Origin of the sequence: Vibrio sp. YT-17 (assembly GCF_033337375.1) — a bacterium.
Taxonomy (GTDB): Bacteria; Pseudomonadota; Gammaproteobacteria; order Enterobacterales; family Vibrionaceae; genus Vibrio; species Vibrio alginolyticus.
In genome coordinates this window covers 200,583-222,126 of the sequence record NZ_JAWOQP010000004.1, presented here as the reverse complement: position 1 = coordinate 222,126, position 21,544 = coordinate 200,583, and the positions used below count along the sequence as shown (strand labels likewise).

General features: G+C 45.0%; 20 protein-coding genes. 13 read left to right on the top strand and 7 right to left on the bottom strand.

The window, feature by feature from the left end:
- Positions 1 to 121 precede the first annotated feature (121 nt).
- The 6 genes from R7F67_RS06125 to R7F67_RS06100 are packed head-to-tail and all read left to right on the top strand — an operon-like array spanning position 122 to position 6,352.
- Positions 122 to 1,111, top strand: a complete 990-nt coding sequence (locus tag R7F67_RS06125) for a ketoacyl-ACP synthase III (RefSeq protein ID WP_017636033.1) — start codon at positions 122 to 124, stop codon at positions 1,109 to 1,111.
- Complete coding sequence (locus R7F67_RS06120; RefSeq protein ID WP_017636032.1) at positions 1,108 to 2,094, top strand: NAD-dependent epimerase/dehydratase family protein; 987 nt, start codon at positions 1,108 to 1,110, stop codon at positions 2,092 to 2,094. The genes R7F67_RS06125 and R7F67_RS06120 overlap by 4 nt, the downstream gene beginning before the upstream one ends.
- Entirely contained in the window at positions 2,063 to 2,926 is an 864-nt protein-coding gene (locus tag R7F67_RS06115; RefSeq protein WP_017636031.1) for an MBL fold metallo-hydrolase, read from the top strand. The genes R7F67_RS06120 and R7F67_RS06115 overlap by 32 nt, the downstream gene beginning before the upstream one ends.
- Positions 2,914 to 4,182 (top strand): F390 synthetase-related protein, encoded by a 1,269-nt coding sequence (locus R7F67_RS06110; RefSeq protein WP_170897457.1) that lies wholly within the window; start codon positions 2,914 to 2,916, stop codon positions 4,180 to 4,182. The genes R7F67_RS06115 and R7F67_RS06110 overlap by 13 nt, the downstream gene beginning before the upstream one ends.
- Positions 4,170 to 5,282, top strand: a complete 1,113-nt coding sequence (locus R7F67_RS06105; RefSeq protein ID WP_318057103.1) for an ATP-grasp domain-containing protein — start codon at positions 4,170 to 4,172, stop codon at positions 5,280 to 5,282. Before R7F67_RS06110 ends, R7F67_RS06105 begins: the two co-directional genes overlap by 13 nt.
- Positions 5,279 to 6,352, top strand: a complete 1,074-nt coding sequence (locus R7F67_RS06100) for a hypothetical protein (RefSeq protein WP_258478471.1) — start codon at positions 5,279 to 5,281, stop codon at positions 6,350 to 6,352. Before R7F67_RS06105 ends, R7F67_RS06100 begins: the two co-directional genes overlap by 4 nt.
- Positions 6,353 to 6,458: 106 nt before the next feature.
- On the opposite strand, the gene R7F67_RS06095 is transcribed toward R7F67_RS06100, so the two are convergent.
- From R7F67_RS06095 to R7F67_RS06085, 3 genes are all read right to left on the bottom strand, one after another.
- On the bottom strand, positions 6,459 to 8,045 hold the full coding sequence (locus tag R7F67_RS06095; RefSeq protein ID WP_005380301.1) for an AbgT family transporter: 1,587 nt from the start codon (positions 8,043 to 8,045) through the stop codon (positions 6,459 to 6,461).
- A 229-nt stretch (positions 8,046 to 8,274) separates the two neighbouring features.
- Positions 8,275 to 8,400, bottom strand: a complete 126-nt coding sequence (gene ykgO, locus R7F67_RS06090; RefSeq protein ID WP_005380299.1) for a type B 50S ribosomal protein L36 — start codon at positions 8,398 to 8,400, stop codon at positions 8,275 to 8,277.
- Positions 8,401 to 8,403: 3 nt separating this feature from the next.
- On the bottom strand, positions 8,404 to 8,664 hold the full coding sequence (locus R7F67_RS06085; protein WP_005380295.1) for a type B 50S ribosomal protein L31: 261 nt from the start codon (positions 8,662 to 8,664) through the stop codon (positions 8,404 to 8,406).
- Positions 8,665 to 8,786: 122 nt separating this feature from the next.
- Here R7F67_RS06085 and tsaA point away from each other — a divergent pair, with 122 nt between their 5' ends.
- From tsaA to R7F67_RS06060, 5 genes are all read left to right on the top strand, one after another.
- On the top strand, positions 8,787 to 9,482 hold the full coding sequence (gene tsaA, locus R7F67_RS06080; protein ID WP_005380294.1) for a tRNA (N6-threonylcarbamoyladenosine(37)-N6)-methyltransferase TrmO: 696 nt from the start codon (positions 8,787 to 8,789) through the stop codon (positions 9,480 to 9,482).
- Between the two features lie 111 nt (positions 9,483 to 9,593).
- Positions 9,594 to 11,309 (top strand): proline--tRNA ligase, encoded by a 1,716-nt coding sequence (locus R7F67_RS06075; protein ID WP_005380292.1) that lies wholly within the window; start codon positions 9,594 to 9,596, stop codon positions 11,307 to 11,309.
- Positions 11,310 to 11,486: 177 nt separating this feature from the next.
- On the top strand, positions 11,487 to 12,155 hold the full coding sequence (locus R7F67_RS06070) for a tellurite resistance TerB family protein (RefSeq protein WP_017820764.1): 669 nt from the start codon (positions 11,487 to 11,489) through the stop codon (positions 12,153 to 12,155).
- A 111-nt stretch (positions 12,156 to 12,266) separates the two neighbouring features.
- Positions 12,267 to 12,473, top strand: coding sequence for a YaeP family protein (locus R7F67_RS06065; protein WP_213907265.1), 207 nt, complete (start codon positions 12,267 to 12,269; stop codon positions 12,471 to 12,473).
- Entirely contained in the window at positions 12,473 to 12,664 is a 192-nt protein-coding gene (locus R7F67_RS06060) for a DUF4250 domain-containing protein (protein ID WP_005380289.1), read from the top strand. Before R7F67_RS06065 ends, R7F67_RS06060 begins: the two co-directional genes overlap by 1 nt.
- Positions 12,665 to 12,768: 104 nt before the next feature.
- Here R7F67_RS06060 and R7F67_RS06055 read toward each other — a convergent pair whose 3' ends face one another.
- A complete protein-coding gene (locus tag R7F67_RS06055; protein WP_033905531.1) occupies positions 12,769 to 14,133 on the bottom strand; it encodes a sodium-dependent transporter in 1,365 nt (454 codons plus the stop codon).
- Between the two features lie 378 nt (positions 14,134 to 14,511).
- Between R7F67_RS06055 and R7F67_RS06050 the strand changes: the two genes are divergently transcribed.
- Complete coding sequence (locus tag R7F67_RS06050) at positions 14,512 to 17,058, top strand: Ig-like domain-containing protein (RefSeq protein WP_053304077.1); 2,547 nt, start codon at positions 14,512 to 14,514, stop codon at positions 17,056 to 17,058.
- Between the two features lie 90 nt (positions 17,059 to 17,148).
- Here R7F67_RS06050 and R7F67_RS06045 read toward each other — a convergent pair whose 3' ends face one another.
- Complete coding sequence (locus R7F67_RS06045; RefSeq protein ID WP_318057102.1) at positions 17,149 to 17,892, bottom strand: YggN family protein; 744 nt, start codon at positions 17,890 to 17,892, stop codon at positions 17,149 to 17,151.
- Between the two features lie 61 nt (positions 17,893 to 17,953).
- Positions 17,954 to 18,433 (bottom strand): GreA/GreB family elongation factor, encoded by a 480-nt coding sequence (locus tag R7F67_RS06040; RefSeq protein WP_005380280.1) that lies wholly within the window; start codon positions 18,431 to 18,433, stop codon positions 17,954 to 17,956.
- Positions 18,434 to 18,509: 76 nt separating this feature from the next.
- Here R7F67_RS06040 and R7F67_RS06035 point away from each other — a divergent pair, with 76 nt between their 5' ends.
- Complete coding sequence (locus R7F67_RS06035; RefSeq protein ID WP_005380279.1) at positions 18,510 to 20,435, top strand: ATP-dependent DNA helicase RecQ; 1,926 nt, start codon at positions 18,510 to 18,512, stop codon at positions 20,433 to 20,435.
- On the opposite strand, the gene dinB is transcribed toward R7F67_RS06035, so the two are convergent.
- Complete coding sequence (gene dinB, locus R7F67_RS06030; protein WP_025768236.1) at positions 20,432 to 21,496, bottom strand: DNA polymerase IV; 1,065 nt, start codon at positions 21,494 to 21,496, stop codon at positions 20,432 to 20,434. The genes R7F67_RS06035 and dinB overlap by 4 nt on opposite strands.
- Positions 21,497 to 21,544 lie beyond the last annotated feature (48 nt).

The following is a 21,544-nucleotide window of genomic DNA, read 5'->3' as shown; positions in this document are numbered from 1 at the left end:
CCCAAAGCGTGCTCTTACTCCCATTTGTTTTGTTCTGTTTATTTTTCATCTTGCTCGCCATAGCTTCAATATGCAACGTGGTTTATTTTGAACGACGTTTTTAATAAGTGTATAGAGAATAATGGGCTTTAACATCGTTTCCAGTGGAAGCTACCTGCCAACGAATCAATGGTCTGATCGAGAGATGGATCGCTTCCTAAAATTAGCGCCAGGGACCTGCCGAAATAAATTCGACGTTGAATATCGTCATGTAGCCAATACAAAAGAGACCGCTATTTACATGGCAATGCAGGCAATAGAGCAGTGTTTAGGAAACACACATACCTTAAGCTCCGTTGATCTTCTTATCTACGCTAGCGGCACACACCACCAGTCTCTACCCTACGACGCCTCAGCGGTTCTCGCCGCGTTAGACGCTCCAACATGGCTAGAAAGCTTTGATTTGAACAGCACCTGTTTATCCTTTCTCTCTGCGCTTGATCTTGCTCAGAGTCTATTCTTAGCAAAACGGTACCGTCGGATTCTTATTGTCACCAGCGAACTCGCCACTGGCATCACACTGAATCGAAATTTTACGCTCAAACCAGAAGTTGCAACCTTATTCGCGGACGGTGCCGCCGCATTTTTGCTCGAAGAACACGACGATGATGGATTGCTCACCAGTCACTTTGAAACGCATCATACCGGGTATTCATTTTGTCAAATTAAGGGCGGAGGTAGTCATATCAATCCGCATACCTCCGAGCATCAAGCCTATTTAAAAAGTTGCCAGTTTGAGATGGAGGGCAAAGCACTCTTTAAACATGTGCGTAAAGCCTTACCAGCGTTTCTAAAAAAAGGGTTTGACGCCTCTCCGGTAACACTCGGCGATATTGATTATTTTCTTCCTCATCAAGCCAGCGCGCATGGATTAAAAAAACTGCCTTCACTCACCGGGCTACCAACAGAGAAAACCGTTAATCACTTTTCGACTTTGGGAAACCAAGTCGCCGCCTCACTCCCAATTAACTTACACTGGCTGCGTAATCAGCCAGAAACCGCAGGAAAACATGTGTTATTAGCTGGCACCGCCGCAGGGTTGTCGCTAGGGATGGGAGTGCTAAAACTATGAAGATATTGGTCACTGGTGGCAGCGGGATGTTGGGTAGCGCAATTCTGAGAATGTTTCACCAGCAGCATGAACTGCATTTTATAGCACGAAATACAGTCATCGCTAAACAACTCGCCGAGCAATTCGATGTTATCCCACATATAGTCGATTTAAGAGACCACTCAGCAGTTCATGCGGTATGCCAAGGTATGGATGCAATCATCCATTGTGCCGCTCTCTCAAGCCCATGGGGAAAGTGGCAGGCGTTTTATCAAGCCAATGTAGATGCCACCAAAAACCTCGTCAATGCGGCTAATACCTATCAAATCTCGCGTTTTATCCATATTTCCTCCACCAGCGTCTACTTTGACCATCAAGACCGTTGGAATATTCGAGAAACCGACGCCATAGCTTCATACTGGTGTAATGATTACGCACACACAAAATACCTATCGGAAATTGAAGCCGTAAAAGGCCAAAGCAAAGCGATCATTTTAAGACCGCGTGGCATTTTTGGACCCAATGATCGCGCTATTATCCCAAGAGTGCTTAAGGCGATAAAAAACAACACTCTGCTTCTGCCATCGGGTAGAAATCCTGTGGTTGATCTGACTTATGTCGATAACGTTGCCCATGCAGCGATGCTCGCTTGCACTCAGGCAGACCGACTTCAGCATGGTGATGTGTTCAACATTTCCAACAACGAACCAATGCCAATTGAGACTGTTCTGCAAGCTTTATGTGAGGGGTTAAACCTAAAAGTAACGTTACAATCATTACCATATGGCGTTGTATCACCATTATTAAAGCTCAGTGAGCAAATACGAAGGCACTTACCACATCAGCCAGAACCAAGGCTCACCTCATACAGCGCAGGATTGTTTAACTATCATCAAACTCTGGATATCAGCAAGGCGAAACAAACACTGAATTACCAACCGCTTTTTTCAATTCAAGAAGGAATACAGCAGTATGCAAACTGGTCTAAAAATAAAAATCTTTGAGGTTGGACACTGCGTACACCCAGGCTTTGTTGTCAAACCAGGTTCTGGTATCAAGCCTAGAGCATTTCCGGCAGCCGTTGCGTTAATTCAGCACCCAACACAAGGCAACATCCTGTTTGACACGGGATATCACGAGCATTTTTTTAGCGCGACTCGTCCCTTCCCTGAACGTTTTTATGCTTGGACAACACCTTGTCGCTATAACAAAGAACACGGAATTGTTGCGCAGTTAGCAAAAGAAAGTCTCAAACCTCATGATATTGAACACTTAGTACTCTCCCACTTCCATGCTGATCACATTGCTGCCGTGTCTGAGTTTTCCCACTCTCAATTGCATTGCCAACAAAAAGGGGTGGATGCAATTACTAAGAGTGGTCGAATTGGAGGCGTAAGAAAAGGATACCTAAAAGCTCTACTTCCTCCACAACTTGAATCTAACTTATTCATTCATAGTGACTTTTCCGTACCAATCAGCCAAATTATTCCTCAGTGCCAAGGTGTTAATTTGCTCTGTAAAGACATGTTCGACGACGGATTCATTTATATGGTTAGCTTGCCAGGCCATGCTGCGGGTCAAGTGGGCTTGCTAGTTAAAAGAGACCAAAGTTGGCTGTTCTTACTCGCCGATGCATGCTGGTTAATCGAGAGCTTGAGTGAAAATATCGATCAACATTGGCTGGCGAACATGCTTTGCGATGATACAAAAGCCTATAAAAACACCCTCTCCGAGTTGAGAAGTTGCTACCAACAAACCCACCACTTTGTTCGCTTCGTGCCTTCACATTGTCAGGAAACTATCCAGCAGCTAATCAAAGAAGGATGGATGAAGTGAGAACGCTTATCTCAGAATTCTGGCGAACCCGCTACCGCCCCTTCGGCTCAAGGGAACAAGTCGAAACATGGCAGCAACAACACTTAACGCAACACTTGGATTGGGTATGCCGTCATTCACCGTATTACCGCTCACTTCAAGGTGCACCACTCAGTGATTTCCCTATCATGAATAAGCAAACCATGATGGAGAACCTCTCGGAGTTGAATACGAAAGGCTTAGATGCTGAACAGCTAATGCAACAAGCACTCGACGCAGAACAGTCACGCAACTTCGCCGCTTCGAAAGTTGGCGATGTTACTGTTGGGCTTTCTTCGGGCACATCAGGCATGCGCGGGTTGTTTCTTGCTGACAAACAGGAAACACAACTATGGGCTGGCAATATATTGGCTCGCCTGTTGCCCAACCTATGGCAAAAACACCGAATTGCTCTAGCCTTGCGCGCCAACAGCCCACTGTATAAATCCGTCGCGAAAGGGCCTGTAACATTTTTTTATGCCGATTTAACCAAACCTTACCAAGAATGGATAAAAGAGCTGGATGAGTTCCAACCCACGCTTTTGGTTGGTAGTGCGCAAGCTCTTCAGCTCTGCGCCCAGTTCAGCGGTCAATTTGGTCAACCCGCAATTCAACCACAGCGGATCATTTCTGGTGCAGAAGTCCTAACCGAGAGTGACCGTCACTTTATTTCTCAACGGTTCGACAGCGAACTCCATGAAGTCTATCAATGTACTGAAGGTTTTCTTGCATGTACGGATCAGCATGGACAAATGCGCTGGAATCAAGATGTTGTTTACATCGAAAAACATTGGCTGAATACCGAACGTACTCATTACAGCCCAATCATTACCGATTTTCGTCGTAAAACTCAGCCAATTATTCGTTATCAGCTCGACGATATTATTGAGAATAAACAGGATAATGGCGTATTTGAACCTCTTGGCGCAATTGCCGGACGATGTGGTGATCGCCTCACGCTAAACGCAAACCACGTCCCAGTGACGGTGTTACCAGATCTCATCTACCGCGCTATAACACTATCCGCCCAAAGTCGCGTGGATTACCGAATCACCCAAACAGGGTCACAAGCCATTCAAATTGAAGCGGATGTTCACCACCATCGGGTTATACATCAAGCCTTGATAAAGTTGTTTGAGCAATTGCGGCTTGATCCTGTCAGATTTAGTTACCGCCCTGCGCCTATTTGGACGCCAATGAATAAACAACGACGTGTGGTGAACATATGCGGGTCTTAATCACCGGAGCCCGATCACCAGTTGCACTAGAGTGGGCAACCATGTGTATGCATCATGGACATGACGTAACTCTCACCGATTCGCTAAAAAAACCTCTAGGATCGTTTTTGCGAGGCATCGAGTCTTATATCCCCACCGCTTCGCCTCGATTTGCGTTTCCCACCTATCAACAACAGATCCTAAAAATCATTACTCAGATGCGTATTGATATAGTGATACCCACTTGTGAAGAAGTGTATTACTTGGCTCATGTTGCCAAACAATGCCCAGAAGTAGATTTTTTTCTGCCCAATGTGGGACTACTCAATGCCCTGCACAACAAGTTGACCGTCTTTGAACAGCTTCAAAGTTTGCCAGAAATCACACTTCCAAAAACTCGTTTGGTCGCTGATAAAAGTGAGATTGAAATTAATAAGAGAACCGTTCTAAAGCCCGTTTACTCTCGGTTTGGCGGGCAAGTCATAAGAGATGTGACGACTCAGTCTATTTCTGCCGCCACGATATCGCCCCTTTACCCTTGGGTTCAGCAACAAAAAATCCAAGGGACTCCGGTGTGTAACTATGCCATTTTTGAACATGGTGACCTTAAAGCACACCAAGCTTATGTGCCGAAATACTGTGTAAACGGCTCGGCCGCCAGTGCTTTTCAGCCGATCTCGTGCGAACGACTAGATAGATTTATCGCCGCTTTTGGTAAACGTCATACTTATCATGGGCAAGTGTCGTTTGACTTCATCAAATCACAAGATGAGCTCTACGTGATTGAATGTAACCCAAGAGCCACCAGTGGTTTGCACCTACTCTCGTCTCGATGCAACCAACTGCTTCCTAATATGGAGTTTACCAGTCCTTCCAAGCAGCGATTGCATCATTTAGGTCCAATAACACTCATCGCTGAGGGCGGGTTATCCCTGTTCAAGGCTCGAACTTGGCAAGATTGGTGGTCTGGAGTGAATGTGATGCAACAGCATAACTTACCGGTCGGGAGCCAAATCCGGAGTATGTTTGAATTACTCCGGTTAGCTAGGCAGAACAAGACGAAGTGGAGCGACGCTTCTACCGTTGATATTGAGTGGAATGGAGAGGCATTGAACTCATGACACTTTCCTTTCAAGAATGGCATCAAACCTTTATCACTCTTATGCAGTCAAATCCTATTGATGAATGCACAGCAAGCTTTGGTTGCTACTATATTGATGATGTTGCCATTCCTTACTCCGTAACACCAAAAATACCAAACAACTGTTATGCAGTCTCCCCTATGACACTGCTTAGTGGCTACGCCGAAGGAGAGCTTCACAAAGTCAAAAATGTGGCTGTTCGATGGGTATGTAAGTTACTTATTAATATGACTAAACCAATCTTATCATTGGCTGGATTGGATCAAGTCCAAACGCTCAACAATCAGTGCTTGTCCACCAATATGTATAGCGAACAATGGGCAGCCTTAAATCTCGATGAACTGCGTCGCGTCGCACTCGATAAATATCCCACCTTTCCCTTGGTACTTCGCTCCATTAACCAACGTCAACAATCACGCTTTATTCAGCGATTAGAGCAGCAGCAATGGCAAAGCTTGGTAACACGACAAGTGTATTTACTTGATGATTGGCAAGCGTTCAGCTTCAACCGAGATTTAACGAAAGACTTCAAACTGCTTAATGATAAAGATTGGCAGTTTAGGCCACTGACCACTGATGAAGAGTTTCAGCGTGCCAAAGAGTTATATGACATGCTTTACCTTGATAAATACAGCATCAATAACATCCAGTTTTCAACCCAATATTTAAAACAGGCGAGCCAGAACAAATTAGTAAAGTTAGTGGGACTGTTTTATCAAGAAGAGATGCTGGCTACGTTAGGCATTGTAGAAATTGATAATGATATGACTTGCCCAATTTTTGGCTACTATACCAATAAGCCACAACGCCTCGCATTGTATCGTCGAATATCGGCCTATACCATCCGCCACGCAATGATATTCCAGCGTCGCTTTAATATGAGCTCAGGTGCTCCGGCTTTTAAACGCAACAGAAAAGCCCAGCCAGAAATTGAATTTAGCTATGTGTATATTGCGCACTTACCCTGGTACAAACGCATAATTTGGAAAAGCTTGTGCTGGCTCACTCAGCACTTTTATCGCCCTTTGTTGATGCGTTTTCAGCTATAATCCGACATCTATAATCAGGTAAGCCTGCGTACACAGTCTCAATCGATAAAAAAGCCTGCGACGTTCGCAGGCTTTTTATAATGGAGCTGTGTGAGGTAACCGTTTTCTAAGGTGTGTAGTATGTTGCTGCGCCAGGGCCTACTGGTAAACCAAATACGAATACCCATAGGTAGAACAGCACACTCCAACCTACAATGAAGCAGATTGAGTAAGGTAGCATGGTCGCGATCAGCGTACCGATACCTAAGTTCTTCATGTAACGAGTCGCTACGGCAAGAATCAAACCAAAGTAGCTCATCATTGGAGTAATGATGTTTGTCGTCGAGTCACCAATTCGGTAAGCAGCCTGAATCGTTTCCGGTGCATAACCAACAAGCATCAACATAGGAACAAAAATCGGAGCCGTTACTGCCCACTGTGCCGATGCCGAACCAATCATTAGGTTGATAAAGCCACACATCAGGATGAAGGCAAAGAACAACATTGGGCCAGTTAAGCCAATTTCTTGCAGGAAGCTAGCGCCAGCAACCGCGAATACCTGACCGAAGTTAGTCCATTTAAAGAAAGCAACGAACTGAGCCGCAAAGAAAACTAATACAATGTACATGCCCATAGAAGACATAGATTTCGCCATTGCATCAATTACATCGCGATCCGTCTTCATCGTGCCAACAACTTTACCAAACACAAAGCCTGGAATAGCAAAGAACACAAAGATGAATGCCACGATACTTTTCAGGAATGGTGAACCTGCAATTGTACCTGCATCAGAACGTAGAATGCCGTCTTCTGGAACAACCGTCCAAGCAAGCAGCGCTGAAACAACCAGTACAGCAACACCTGCTAGTTTTAGGCCTTTCTTCTCAATGTCTGTTAAGCCACCCATTTTGTCGTTCGACAAATCTTCTGAGGCTTCTTCTTCACTGTATTTGCCAAGCTTTGGCTCAACAATTTTTTCAGTAACAAACGCACCTGTGATTGCAATGAAGAATGTCGACACAAACATGAAGTACCAGTTAACTTCTGGACCAACAGTGTAAGTTGGGTCAATCATTTGCGCAGCCGTTTCAGTAATGCCTGACAACAGCGGGTCAACCGTACCAATAAGTAGGTTTGCTGAGTAACCACCAGATACACCAGCGAACGCCGCAGCAAGACCGGCAAGTGGGTGACGACCTAAAGAATGGAACAGCATTGCAGCCAGTGGAATAAGTACCACATAGCCAAGCTCTGATGCCGTATTTGAAATGATACCCGCGAAAACGACCGTCACTGTTACCATGCGTTGTGATGCACCCATGACTAAGCCACGCATTGCTGCAGATAGTAAGCCTGAGTATTCAGCAATAGCAACACCCAACATCGCAACCAATACCGTACCCAAAGGTGCAAAGCCGACAAAGTTTTTCACTAGATTGGTAACGATTAGTTCAAGGCCATCAGCGTTAAGCAAGCTAACGACATGAATCATGCCATCCGCGGCACGACCTTTTGCACCCTCAGGACGAGGATCAACTACGGAAACTTCGAAGTATCCTGCAATACCCGACATCACCAGAATGGCTAAACAGAAAATGGCAAATAGTGTGATCGGGTGGGGTAATAAGTTCCCCAAATATTCGACAGTATCCAAAAAGCGCGTAAACAGCGGCTTCTTAGGCGAGTTTTGTTTAATTGAATCAGATGAACTCATCTGTTCCCTCCTTGTTTTTATTCCTATGCAAATGTGACAAAAATGTCAAAAAGCGTGCGAAGGGTACTTGAGTAGAAGGTCAAATAAAAGCCCTAAATGTTACAAACTGTGACGAACAGAGGCATTTATAACCAACATTGAATAAAAATGTAGATATTTCATCCATGTAAGATAATTAACTCAACATTATCAATTAAACAAAACCATAAGTTAGATATATGCAGGTTGATTACTTTTGCACAGCTTTGAATCTCGGGTTCGTTTTGCAAATGACATAAAGACGCCCTCTCCGTTTTACAATCTGGCAATCCGGATGACGACTTTTTGCACTTTTTAATGATTTTACTACCTTCATGATTTATTCCTTTTCGCTCTTAAATTGACCAAAACGACGGTTGAAGTTCGCAATGCGACCTTCGGTTTGTACAACGCGCTGTTTACCGGTGTAGTACGGGTGAGAAGCTGACGACACATCTAACGTAAAGTAAGGGTAAGTTTTGCCATCTTTCCATTCGATGGTTCTCTCCGTTTTCAATGTAGAACCAACGACAAAGTACTTATCTACACTGGTGTCGTGGAACACCACAGGACGATATTCAGGATGGATTCCTGGTTTCATAATACTTTTCCTTTCAATTAAATTGTTATGTTATAACATTTTAATTAATAATCATTATCAACAAGAAAAGCAAGAGAAATTTGTGATACTTTCATCTCAATGAATTCTTAAAGATGTCCACCATGTATTCCATCGAACCCATCGGCGTCATTGAGACACCGTACAAAGAAAAGTTTGCAGTTCCGCGCCAACCACGCTTAGTACCAGAGGCTAAAGCACGCGTAAAACTGTTAGGTGCAGCAAATAGCCCTGAAGCAGTGCGTGGGCTAGAACAGTTCTCTCACGTTTGGTTGTTGTTTCTATTTGATCAGAACCTGGAAGCTGGTTGGAAACCAACTGTACGTCCGCCACGATTAGGCGGCAATGAACGAATTGGTGTCTTTGCCTCGCGCTCGACTTTCCGTCCAAACGGAATCGGAATGTCAGCCGTTGAAGTGAAAGGAGTCACTAAGCAAGGCGATCAAATCTATCTTGATTTAGGCAGTGTAGATCTCGTGGATGGGACACCGATTGTGGATATTAAGCCTTATATCCCCTATTCGGATTCTATTTCGGAAGCACAAGGCGGATACGCAGACCAAGAGCCAGAAAAGTCACAAGTCACCTTTTCTGCTCAAGCATTAGCAACGATAGAAAATCGATCCGATACTGACTATGTAAGATCAGTCATTGAACAAGTTCTGGCACAAGATCCTCGCCCTGCATATAAGAAAAACAAACCGGACGACAAAGAATATGCGGTAAATTTGTTCGACTTGAACGTAAAGTTCACAGCAACAAGCAACTTAATAACGGTTACCGCTATTGAAAGCTTTTGACAAACGCAATTGGCTGATATTATAGACGGCTAACAAATTTCCCTTTCGGGAACTCCCATACTCCTGCTTATTCAAGCTTGAGTATCTAACTTAAATAAACGGATAAATTTAATGCGTACCAGTAATTATCTTCTTTCTACTCTGAAGGAGACTCCAAACGACGCAGAAGTAGTGAGCCACCAGCTCATGCTACGTGCAGGTATGATCCGTAAGCTGGCTTCAGGTTTATACACCTGGCTACCTACTGGTCTACGTGTACTGCGTAAAGTCGAAAACATCGTTCGTCAAGAAATCGACAATGCAGGCGCAGTCGAAACTTTGATGCCCGTTGTTCAGCCGTTTGAACTATGGGAAGAGACAGGCCGCAGCGAAAAGATGGGTCCTGAGCTACTTCGCTTTACTGACCGTCATGTTCGTCCGTTTGTACTTAGCCCAACCGCTGAAGAAGTGATCACTAGCCTTGTTCGCAATGAAGTGAGCTCTTACAAACAGCTTCCGCTAAACCTGTACCAAATCCAAACTAAATTCCGTGACGAACGACGCCCACGTTTTGGCGTAATGCGTTCACGTGAATTCTCAATGATGGATGCGTACAGCTTTGACATTGATAAAGACGGACTACAAAAATCATACGACGCAATGCACGATGCTTACTGTAAAGCATTCGATCGCATGGGTCTGGATTACCGTCCTGTACTTGCAGATAGCGGTGCTATCGGTGGTAGCGGCTCTCAAGAGTTCCACGTACTGGCTGAAAGCGGCGAGGATATCATCGCATTCTCTAGCGAGTCAGATTACGCGGCAAACATTGAAAAAGCAGAAGCACTAGCTCCAGCCTCTGAGGCTGCGGCACCAACACAAGAAATGACGTTGGTTGATACGCCAAACGCGAAAACAATCGCTGAATTGGTTGAGCAGTTCGAACTACCAATTGAAAAAACAGTGAAAACACTGTTTGTGAAAGCATCTGACGAAGTTGATGCGCCAATCATCGCGCTTATTATTCGTGGTGATCATGAACTGAACGAAGTGAAAGCAGAAAACCTTCCTCAGGTTGCAGCTCCACTGGAAATGGCATCTGAAGAAGAAATTCGTGCGCTTATCGGTGCAGGCCCTGGTTCACTAGGCCCTGTTGGCCTTAAACTGCCGTTCATTGTTGACCGCAGCGTTGCGGTAATGAGCGACTTCGGTGCGGGCGCGAACATCGATGGCAAACACTACTTCGGTATTAACTGGGGTCGTGATGTAGAGCTTGGTCAAGTTGAAGACCTACGTAACGTTGTGGAAGGTGACCCAAGCCCATGTGGCAAGGGCATTATCCAGCTTAAGCGTGGTATCGAAGTTGGCCATATCTTCCAACTAGGTAACGCTTACTCCGCAGCGATGAACTGTGGTGTACTGGGTCCTGATGGTAAGAACGTCATCCTAGAAATGGGTTGTTACGGTATCGGTATCACTCGCGTAGTAGCGGCTGCTATTGAACAAAACCACGACAAATACGGCATCATCTGGCCAGATGCAATCGCACCATTCCAGGTAGCGATCGTTCCAATGAACATGCACAAGTCAGAAGAAGTGAAAGAAGCCGCTGAGAAATTGTACGCTGAGCTAACGGCAATGGGCATCGAAGTGCTATTTGACGACCGTAAAGAACGCCCAGGCGTAATGTTCTCTGACATGGAGCTTATTGGTGTACCGCATACAATTATTATCGGTGACCGCTCAATGAAAGAAGGCAACTTCGAATACAAGAACCGTGCTACTGGTGAGAAAACAGCAGTCGCAATGACTGACATTGTTGAGCACGTAAAAGCTCAACTAAAGTAAGCACTCGACGAGTTCGCATTTGAAGTAGTTTCAAATAGTTAAAAAGGGTTGGCTTCGGTCAGCCCTTTTTATTACAGCTCAACGCCCCCCTCCACCTTTTTCGAACTATTCACTTTGTTAATCTTTGGTTCAGCTTCTTGCTATTAAACTGATTTCATCATCTAAAGGAGGTCAGTTATGGATTTAAAAAGTCTTCTAAACCAAGCACTCAAATCAGACTTACTTAAGCAAGGTGCAGATGCATTGGGCAAACAAACCAACAACATCAAATCCTCATCAAATTCAAGTAGCCTAAAAACGCTAGGAGCAGGTGCTGTAGGCGGAGGCCTCATCGGTATGCTGATGGGCTCAAAGAAAAGTAAAAAAATGACTAAAAAAGTAGGGTCAAGCGCATTAAAAGTCGGTGGCGCAGCTGCGCTTGGAGCCTTGGCCTACAAAGTGTATAACGACTGGCAAGCCAAGCAATCCGGTCAAGGTGTTCAAGAAACCTTTGACCCCGATGACAGTAAACACAGTGTCTTAATTTTAAAAGCGATGATTGGTGCTGCAAAAGCTGATGGCCATGTTGATGAAGAGGAAATGGCGCGCATTGAACAAGCCCTCGCGGATATGGGCGCAGATGAGCACGTTCGTCACCTCGTTCAGCAAGAGTTAAACAAACCGCTTGATCCTGCTGAAATTGCTAATCAGGCGACCTCTCCTCAACAAGCGTCAGAAATTTACCTGGCGTCTTTGATCGTCGCTGATGAACAAAACTTTATGGAAAAAGCGTATCTGCAAGAACTAGCAAAACAACTTCAACTTTCACCAGAAGTCACTCAGCAGTTAGAAGCACAAATGCAGTGATTAAATCTCGCTCAAGCAAACCTTCAACTTGAGCCAAAACAACTCTGTACTTTGAGTTTCAAATCCGCTGTGTGTATATTGAGATAAGTTATCATTTAGTGGAAAGAAAACATGCAAGTATACGGCTGTTGTGAACTGGTTCGTGAGCTTTATGCTCAGATTGGTAGTGGCGAGCAAGCTTATATTCCCCAAGCAATTTCATGTGCAGTTAAAGCACTGAACGATGTTGCAGCGGATGAGTCCCTGCCTAAAGAAGTGCGTGAAAAAGCGGCATTTGCTGCGGCAAACCTACTGATTTCAGATTTTGAGGATAAGTAATGAATCTAGCGAACTTTGAATCCATGGATCCTGTCATGCTGATGAGCATTGTGAATATGAAGCTACGCGACGACTTCGGTGGTGACTTAGATAAACTGGTGGCTTTCTTCGATATCGAACGCACAGCACTGGAGACAAAACTGGCTTCTGCTGGTTTTGACTTTCTTCCAGAAGCAGGACAATTCCGTTAATCAACACCATTCTTGGCGGATAACCGAAACGAGAATAACCAATATGAAAAAGGGCTTGATGAGTTACCATCAAGCCCTTTTCTTTTATTCGATAGGCGTCTCGGTTAGCCAAATGAAGCCCAGATGACTGTCGCCACAAGAATTGGACATACAAACTTCACATACGCAGGCCATAACTTACCAAACCAACCTTGCGTAAACTCCGGGCAACCTTGCTCAAGCTCTTTGATTTTTGAGTTGCGATTCCATACCCAACCACCAAATAAGCAGAATAAGAGCGCAGCGGTTGGTTGTAGATACTGAGTAGCAACCGTCGCGACCATACCAAATAGAGCACCAAAATTATAAACAATCACCACACTGAACAAAGCAATGAGACCACCTAAAACCCAGCTCGTTGCGCTACGCTTGGTGTTGAAACGCTCACTCACTAAAGCCACTGGACACTCTAACATTGAAATGGAGGACGTTAGCGCCGCAATCGTCAGCAATAAGAAGAACACAATAGAGAATAATTGACCAAGCAAACCTAAACTATCAAACATTAGTGGCAATACCGTAAACACTAACGTATCTGAGCTTAATAGAGAGCCATCTTCTGCATAGATTTGAACGCCCTTTTGCATTGCCACAAACATCGCTGGCATCACCACTAATCCTGCAATGAAAGCAACGGCAGTATCTACCATGGTCACGTTCATCGCCATCTTTGGTAGGTTTTCTTTCTTACTCAAGTAAGATCCGTAAATCAACATTGAGCAGCCACCGATCGTAAGCGAGAAGAAGCCCTGTCCCATTGCAGCAAGAATCAACTTGCGGTCCCATACCTTTTCAAAATCCGGCACTAGGTAATGTTTCAGACCTTCCATCGCACCGTTTTGCGTCATGATGTAAGCAAATAGCAGAGCAAACAGAACAAACAATGCTGGCATCAAACGTGTGGACCACTTCTCAATACCTTGTTTTACGCCACCTTGTACGATGAGAATCGTCAGTACATAAAAAGTAATGGTTCCGAACAAGTTACGTTCAACACTAAAGCCCTTTAGCCATTGAGTTGCAGCTTCTAACCCCATTAGATCTGTGATTGCACCCAGTAAAAAGCAGATCAACCAACCACCAACAATTGAATAAAACGCTAAGACAGCGCTTGGTACGCTTAAACCAATCCAACCCACAATGCCGCCGAGTTTTTTACCGGTAGGGTTATCTGTGATTGCACGCATACTGTCTACAGGGTTGGCTTGACCATGGCGACCAATCGCCATTTCAACCACCAGCATCGGAAATGCGACGATAAGAATCATCACCAAATAAACTAACAGGAAAGCACCGCCACCATTACTGGCTGCTTGAGTTGGGAAGCCCCAAATATTGCCAAGGCCAACTGCGGCACCTGCGGCAGCTAAGATGAACCCGAGACGAGAGCCAAAATGCTCGCGAGGCTGAGAAGAGGTTTGCTGTGTCATACTACTCACACAAAAATATCATTGAACTAGCTAACTAGTACACTATAGCAATATTCACTATTCAACAAGAGCACCTCGGTTAAATCCTCGACAGTTGAAACAATTTGTAGTCATTCAGCTTGTAAATTTTAACGTACATCTCATATTCATCGCTCAAAAGCCTCGCGACTGTTGTTCGTTTTACGTGGCTGAATTTTACCAATCCTTCTGCCGTGAAGTGAGCCGAAAAATAATGAGCTCTGGTGTAAGGGACGAACTGTTCCTCGTGATACTGTGTCGAAAAGCAGAATATTGTGCTTCGCTTTTTCCCCCTAATGTCTATTTATCAGCTAGTTATTACTCTGTTCTCATTTATACCCATGATTCAAGGAGAGGAAAATGAAGGTCACCCTACTTCACGGAGCGATGGTTGTAGCACTCAGCGCCAGCTACCAAGCTCAAGCCTATAACTGTCAAAGTTTACCCGACTGGGACAGCACTGCGACTTATACATCGGGCGCTTTAGTAAAAACGCAAGGAGCCGCTTATGAGGCTGCATATTGGACGCAAGGCAATGATCCCGTGACCAACTCAGGATCTTGGGAAGCATGGAAAGCGTTAGGGCAATGTGATGGTGGAAGCAACAATTTATCACCAACGGTGTCGTTCTCCTCTCCAATAAACAACGCACAAATTCCCGAAGGCAGTGCGATCACTTTGTTAGCCAACGCAACTGACGAAGATGGCCAAATCACACAAATTGAGTTTGTTGCAGGCAACCAAACCGTTGCTGTGGTAACTCAAGCACCATTCGAAGCTTCTTGGACAGCTATTGAAGGGATCTCGCAATTGACCGCAATTGCGACAGATAATGAGGGAGCTGTTAGCACCACGACGATTTCTATCCAAGTTCAACCACAAGTCGAATTACCGCCACCAAGCATTTCATTGACAAGCCCAGTAGGCACAGAAGTGCTTAATGTAGGCGATAACCTAACCGTAGCCGCTCAAGCTGACGATATTGATGGTGTGGTCACACAAGTTGAGTTCTTCGTAAACAATCAATCTGTCGCCATTGATACTAGCGCACCTTACGAATATCAATGGACCGCTAGTCCAGGTACATACTCGTTCAAAGCACAAGCGACTGATGATACAAACCTCGCAACGATGAGCCAAGAAGTAGCGCTGGTTATTAGTAATTCAGAAACCGGAACGGGCGGATGTGCAGATGCAGTACCTTATGTGGCAGGCACAAGTTATCAAGCTGGCGACCTGATTTCTCACTTCAACCAAAAATATCGTTGTGATGTTGCTGGTTGGTGCTCCTCGGATGCGACATGGGCTTACGAGCCTGGTGAAGGGCTATACTGGCAAGATGCTTGGAGTGGCCTAGGTGCTTGTTCGACACCACCGCAAGTTACCATTACGGCACCAACGGATGGACAAGTCGTGCTCGCTGGCAGCAATAACGAAATCACGGCAAACGCAAGCGATGCTGATGGCACAGTCACGCAAGTTGAGTTTTTTGCGAACAACACCAGCTTAGGGGTCACCACTCAAGCGCCATATTCCGTTACTTGGAACGCCACACTTATTGGCGCTAACCAGCTTAAAGCCGTCGCAACCGATAATGATAACAACACGTCAGAGTCCCTGGTTGGTGTGGAAGTCAGCGATAAAGATTTGGTCGTCTCTCTGACTTCACCAAGCAGCGGTCAAACCGTCGGATTAGGCAAAAGTCTCGCATTAAGCGCCGATGCAACGTCTTTAACTTCAGGCATTAAACACGTTGATTTCATGATCAACGGCTCTATTGTTGCAACCGATACCACAGCACCTTACACAGCCAACTGGACACCAACTGCACTTGGTAACTTTACAGTTAGCGCCCAAGCTGTGGATTTGTCAGGAAGCAATGCACTGTCTGACGCCGCAGCAATAACGGTGGTTGAGCAAGTAGAGAAACGCCATAAACTCATCGGTTACTGGCACAATTTTGTAAATGGTGCGGGCTGTCCAATTCGTCTAGCAGATATGGCAGATGCTTGGGATGTGATTGATATTGCCTTTGCTGAAAATGATCGCAACAGTGATGGCACTGTGCACTTTAATCTATATTCAGGCGATATTTACAGCGATTGTCCAGCACTCGATCCAACACAATTCAAGCAGGACATGGCAGCGCTTCAAGCTAAAGGTAAGAAGTTTGTTCTCTCTCTTGGCGGCGCAGAAGGCACGATTACGCTGAATACCGACCAAGATGAAGCCAACTTTGTCTCTAGCCTAACAGGTCTTATCGCTGAGTGGGGCTTTGATGGTCTAGATGTGGATTTAGAGAGTGGTTCTAACTTAGTTCATGGCTCGCAAATTCAAGCTCGCCTTGGTCGTGCTTTGCTTCAAATAGAGCAAAACATGGGTGGAGATATGTACCTAACCATGGCGCCTGAGCACCCTTATGTTCAAGGCGGCTATGTGGCTTACAGCGGTATTTGGGGAGCTTACATTCCTGTGATAAACGAGACACGCAGCACGCTCGACTTGCTTCACGTCCAGTTATATAACAACGGCGGTTTGCCAAACCCATACCTGCCAGGCAGTGCACCAGAAGGCTCTGTGGATATGATGGTAGCGCAATCTAAAATGCTTATCGAAGGTTTTGAGTTGGCCGACGGCACTCAATTTGCACCATTGCGCGATGATCAAGTCGCAATCGGTTTACCTTCAGGTCCTAGCTCGGCAAATTCAGGGCAGGCTCCAACACAGAATATTATCAACGCACTAGATTGTTTAACCAAAGGCACTTCATGTGGCACCGTTAAACCAGCGTACCATTACCCGAATTATGCAGGAGTAATGACATGGTCTATCAACTGGGATCAGCATGATGGCTTTAACTTCTCAAAACCTGTCGGCGATAAACTCACCGAGATGAATGCGCAATAAGCTATCAAAGAATAAGCGAGTAAAACGCAAAGAGAGCACAATAGTGCTCTCTTTCTTTATCTCATCGAGTTTTTGCTTTTTAATGAGTAATTAAATCGTAAATACTCGGTAATCTTTTAGCTCAGGGATTTTCTTCAACAGATCGTTTTCTTGCCCTGCCATGTCATCCAGCGAATCGCACAAGTCTTCTGCTTGTTGTTCTACCTCTTTCGAATGCTCGGCTAAACGCTCTTCTACTTTCGCGCTGAGTTCAGCCATACTCTCTGATAATGCAGTGAGGTTTATCCCTCCCTCTTCCTTCATTTTTTTCGATAAAGCATCCAACGAACTGGCTAAAAACTCTTTATTGAAGATCTCTTGTGCTTTTGCAAAGTCTTCAGTCCACCCTTGTGTCATAGACTCAAAACTCTCCGCAGGCAGGATGAAATCACCATCTTTGTAGTAACGTGATTCAACATCAGCGAAAAAGTCCTTTACTGCGACTTTTACATTATCAAACGCACCAGGTGCATCGAGGCTTTCCGCAACATCATCAATAATATCATTCGCAAGCGCTAAACCATCACTCGCCAATTGCTTTGCTTGTGGAATATACGCGTTCATTTTTTCGCGATAGTCTTCAATTGCCGCTTTTTGGTCGGCATTGAGTTCAATTAGCTCACCTTTGATGAAGAGGTTGTTATCCTCATCCACGACAGCTTTATCACCTGTCGTTTGGCGAATTTCCAAGCTTTGCCCATCCATACGGACTTCATTATTGATGTCCACACGACACTGCGCTGCATAACCAGTAGCACTGACCACCAGCAATGAGAGTGTAAAAAGCTTTTTCATGTCATTCTCTTTTATTTAACATTACTCGTGTTAAACATAACACTGAGTGATACATGAGATGTCAGCAAATCGTCACGACTTCGTAACAAGTTGTTTTATCTCCTATTTTCACGTCAACCTCATCACCCTCTTCTTTCCCGAACAACGCTCGACCCAGAGGAGATTTGGCTGTTAAGACAAAGACTTCCAGAGTCTGATATTGAACAGTCAAACCACCAGAGCAAGGGCCTACAAAGAAGTGCTTTTCGATCAAATTCTCATCTGCGAGAACAACGTAAGCACCAACACCAACAGGCGCATTCTTAAAGTTACGAGTCACTAAAGAACGATATTGACGCAACTCCTCTTCACTATCTTGAATTCGCATGGCTTGTCCATGAGCAAGATACGCGGCTTCAAGTGCCAATGTATCGTACTTGTGCTCGGGAACAGTTTCTTCATCTGTGGCGGCATCGATAGCTCGCTGAGCCGATGAATGGGCAACTTGAAGTTTTTCTTCCAGATGTTGGATGATAATTTGGACTAAGTCAGCTTTGTTCATACTTTTAGGACGCGCGTTTAGTATTCGGGGTGTGTTAATGTAGCCAAGTTTACCATCAAAGAAAGGTTTCCCTATTATGCAAAGTGACTCGCTGCATCAAACACTTCAATCTGTATTTGGTTTTGACTCATTACGCCAAGGTCAGCAACCCGTTATTGAAGCCGTTATGAATGGTTACTCTGCTGCGGCAATCTTTCCTACAGGCTCGGGGAAGTCACTCTGTTATCAACTACCTGCAACCATATTACCCAACCTTACGTTGGTGATCTCTCCGTTGTTGGCGTTAATGAAGGATCAACTGAGCTTTTTACAAAGTAAAGGAATCGCGGCCGCTTCTATCGATAGCAGTCAAAGTAGAGAAGAAGCACAACAGGTCATGGCTGGCGTGAAGAATGGACAAATCAAAATCTTGATGATTTCTGTTGAGCGACTAAAAAATGAGCGTTTTCGTGAATTCATTCGCCAAGTACCGATTTCTTTGATGGTCATTGATGAAGCGCACTGTATTTCCGAATGGGGGCATAACTTTCGTCCAGATTATCTCAAACTACCGCAATATCAACGTGAACTGAACATCCCACAGTCTTTACTTCTCACCGCAACGGCAACGCCTGCAGTTATTGAAGACATGCAAAAAAAGTTCGATATTTCCAGTGAACATATTACCGTTACAGGCTTCTACCGCTCTAATCTGGATATCTCGGTGATCCCGTGTGAGGAAACAAAGAAACAAGAACAGCTCAGTGAGATCATCGCCTCTTCACCTAAGCTTCCGACCATCGTATACGTGACGCAGCAGCAAACAGCAGAACGAGTAGCAAAGTCATTAATCCATATTGGCATTAACGCTCACGCATACCACGCTGGCATGAAAAGCGACGTTCGTGAACAAATCCAACAGCAGTTCATGGATGGCCAAATTGACTGTATTGTTGCAACGATTGCATTTGGTATGGGGGTCGATAAATCTGATATTCGACGCGTCATTCACTTCGACTTACCCAAATCAATCGAGAACTACGCACAAGAGATTGGACGTGCAGGCAGGGACGGGCAACGCTCGGAGTGCATTCTGCTAGGCAATACGTCCGGCCTAACGGTGTTGGAGAATTTTGTCTATGGTGACACACCAGAATTTACGTCAATTAACTATGTAGTCGAGCAAGCGAAAGAACATGCTCCACAATGGGAGGTAGTGCCACTGCGTTTGTCGCGTGAAAGTAATATCCGCCAATTGCCACTCAAAACCTTGTTGGTTTATTTGGAGCTACATAACGTCATTGAAGCAAAGTACAGTTACTTTGCGGAATATCGGTTTAAGTTTTTGCACGATCAGCAATTTATTGTGAATCAATTTCAAGGCGAGCGACGTCAATTTGTGGAGGCTATTTTTTCCTGCTCACAAAAAGCCAAAGTGTGGTGCCAAGTTGATCTAGAAGCGCTATGGATGAACTATCAATCGGAACGCAGCCGAGTTGTCGCAGCGCTCGACTATTTTCACCAGAACGGCTGGATAGAACTAGAGAGCAAACAACTGACGGACGTGTACTCAGTTATGCCAACCAAACAGAGCTCGGATGTTTTAATCCAACAACTGTATGAACTGTTCCAATCCAAAGAAAGCAAAGATATCGAAAGAATCCACACCATGCTGCACTTGTTCCAGTCCGAGCACTGTTTGAGCTCACAATTGGCGAACTACTTTGCGGATCACGATGCACCAAAGCAATGTGGTCACTGCTCCGTGTGTCGTGGTCACGTCGCCACATTCACAGCACCAGAACCTGAAGATATTGAACAATCTCAAGTATCGATATGGGCGCGGGAGTTTATTCAGCTTTCCCCATCGGCCATCAGTAATGATGCCGTTGCTCGCTTCTTGTGCGGAATCAGCACTCCTTTGATTAGCCAGCTAAAAGCCTCAAAGCTAGCAGGTTATGGTGCAATGGCAAATGTAAGTTTTGAGCAGGTATTAACGCAGGTAGAAACGGTAAGGGCCTAAAAAAAGCTCAATTGACGCGCTTGGTCTTCGGGCTTGAGCATCACGTTCAAGCCTAAAAGGCGAATTTCCCGTCCATTTTGGCGTTTAAGAATATCTCTTAGCAAGATCTTGAAGTCCTCAAGCTCTAATTGCGGATGGATGTGCTCAATTGTTGTCAGTTGAAAGTCGGCAAATTTGACTTTAATACCTTGTTTAATAATCGACTTATCTGGGCTTGCACGCTCTAAACGTTTCTCGAGTTCAGGATAAAGTTTCTCCTCAATCACTTGCCAACATTCATCATAGGTTGCGATGTTCTGGCTGAATGTCCTTTCCACACCGACGGACTTTCTCTCGCGCTCAACAACGACTTCTCGATTATCAATTCCATGGCTTCGCTGCCATAAGGAGGCACCCTGACGACCAAACTGCCTCAACAACTCTCGATAGTCACTGTTTTTAATGTCCTCACATCGATAAAAACCGGCTTGGTGGAGCTTCTCAAGACTCACCTTCCCCACGCCAGGAATATTCTCTAACGGAAGACTATCGATAACCTCTTGGACTTTCTCTGGCGGAATCACAAACTGACCGTTGGGCTTGTTCATGTCTGACGCGACCTTGGCAAGAAACTTAATCGGAGCAATGCCCGCCGATGCCGTCAACCCAAGTTCACTCCAGATATCACGGCGAATTGACTCTGCGATCAACGTTGCGGAGCCACGGCAAGCTGTCGAGTCCGTGACATCGAGGTATGCTTCATCCAATGAGAGAGGTTCAATGATAGGCGTATAACGCTCAAAAATAGCACGAATCTGCTGAGAGACTTGCTTATATACATGCATTCTACCGGGCACAACCAACAAATGAGGACAGAGTTGCAGCGCGCGCGCCGTTGACATTGCACTGCGAACACCATATTTACGCGCATCATAATTACAGGTGCTAATCACTCCACGCTGCTTTTCATGTCCGCCAACAGCGAGTGCAATGCCACGGTAACTGGGGTTATCTCTCATCTCTACGGCAGCATAAAAACAATCCATATCGACATGAATAATTTTTCTAATTCGATCTGACATAGCCATCAAAGCACTGTTCAAAAAAACAGTATAAATCAAATCTACCTG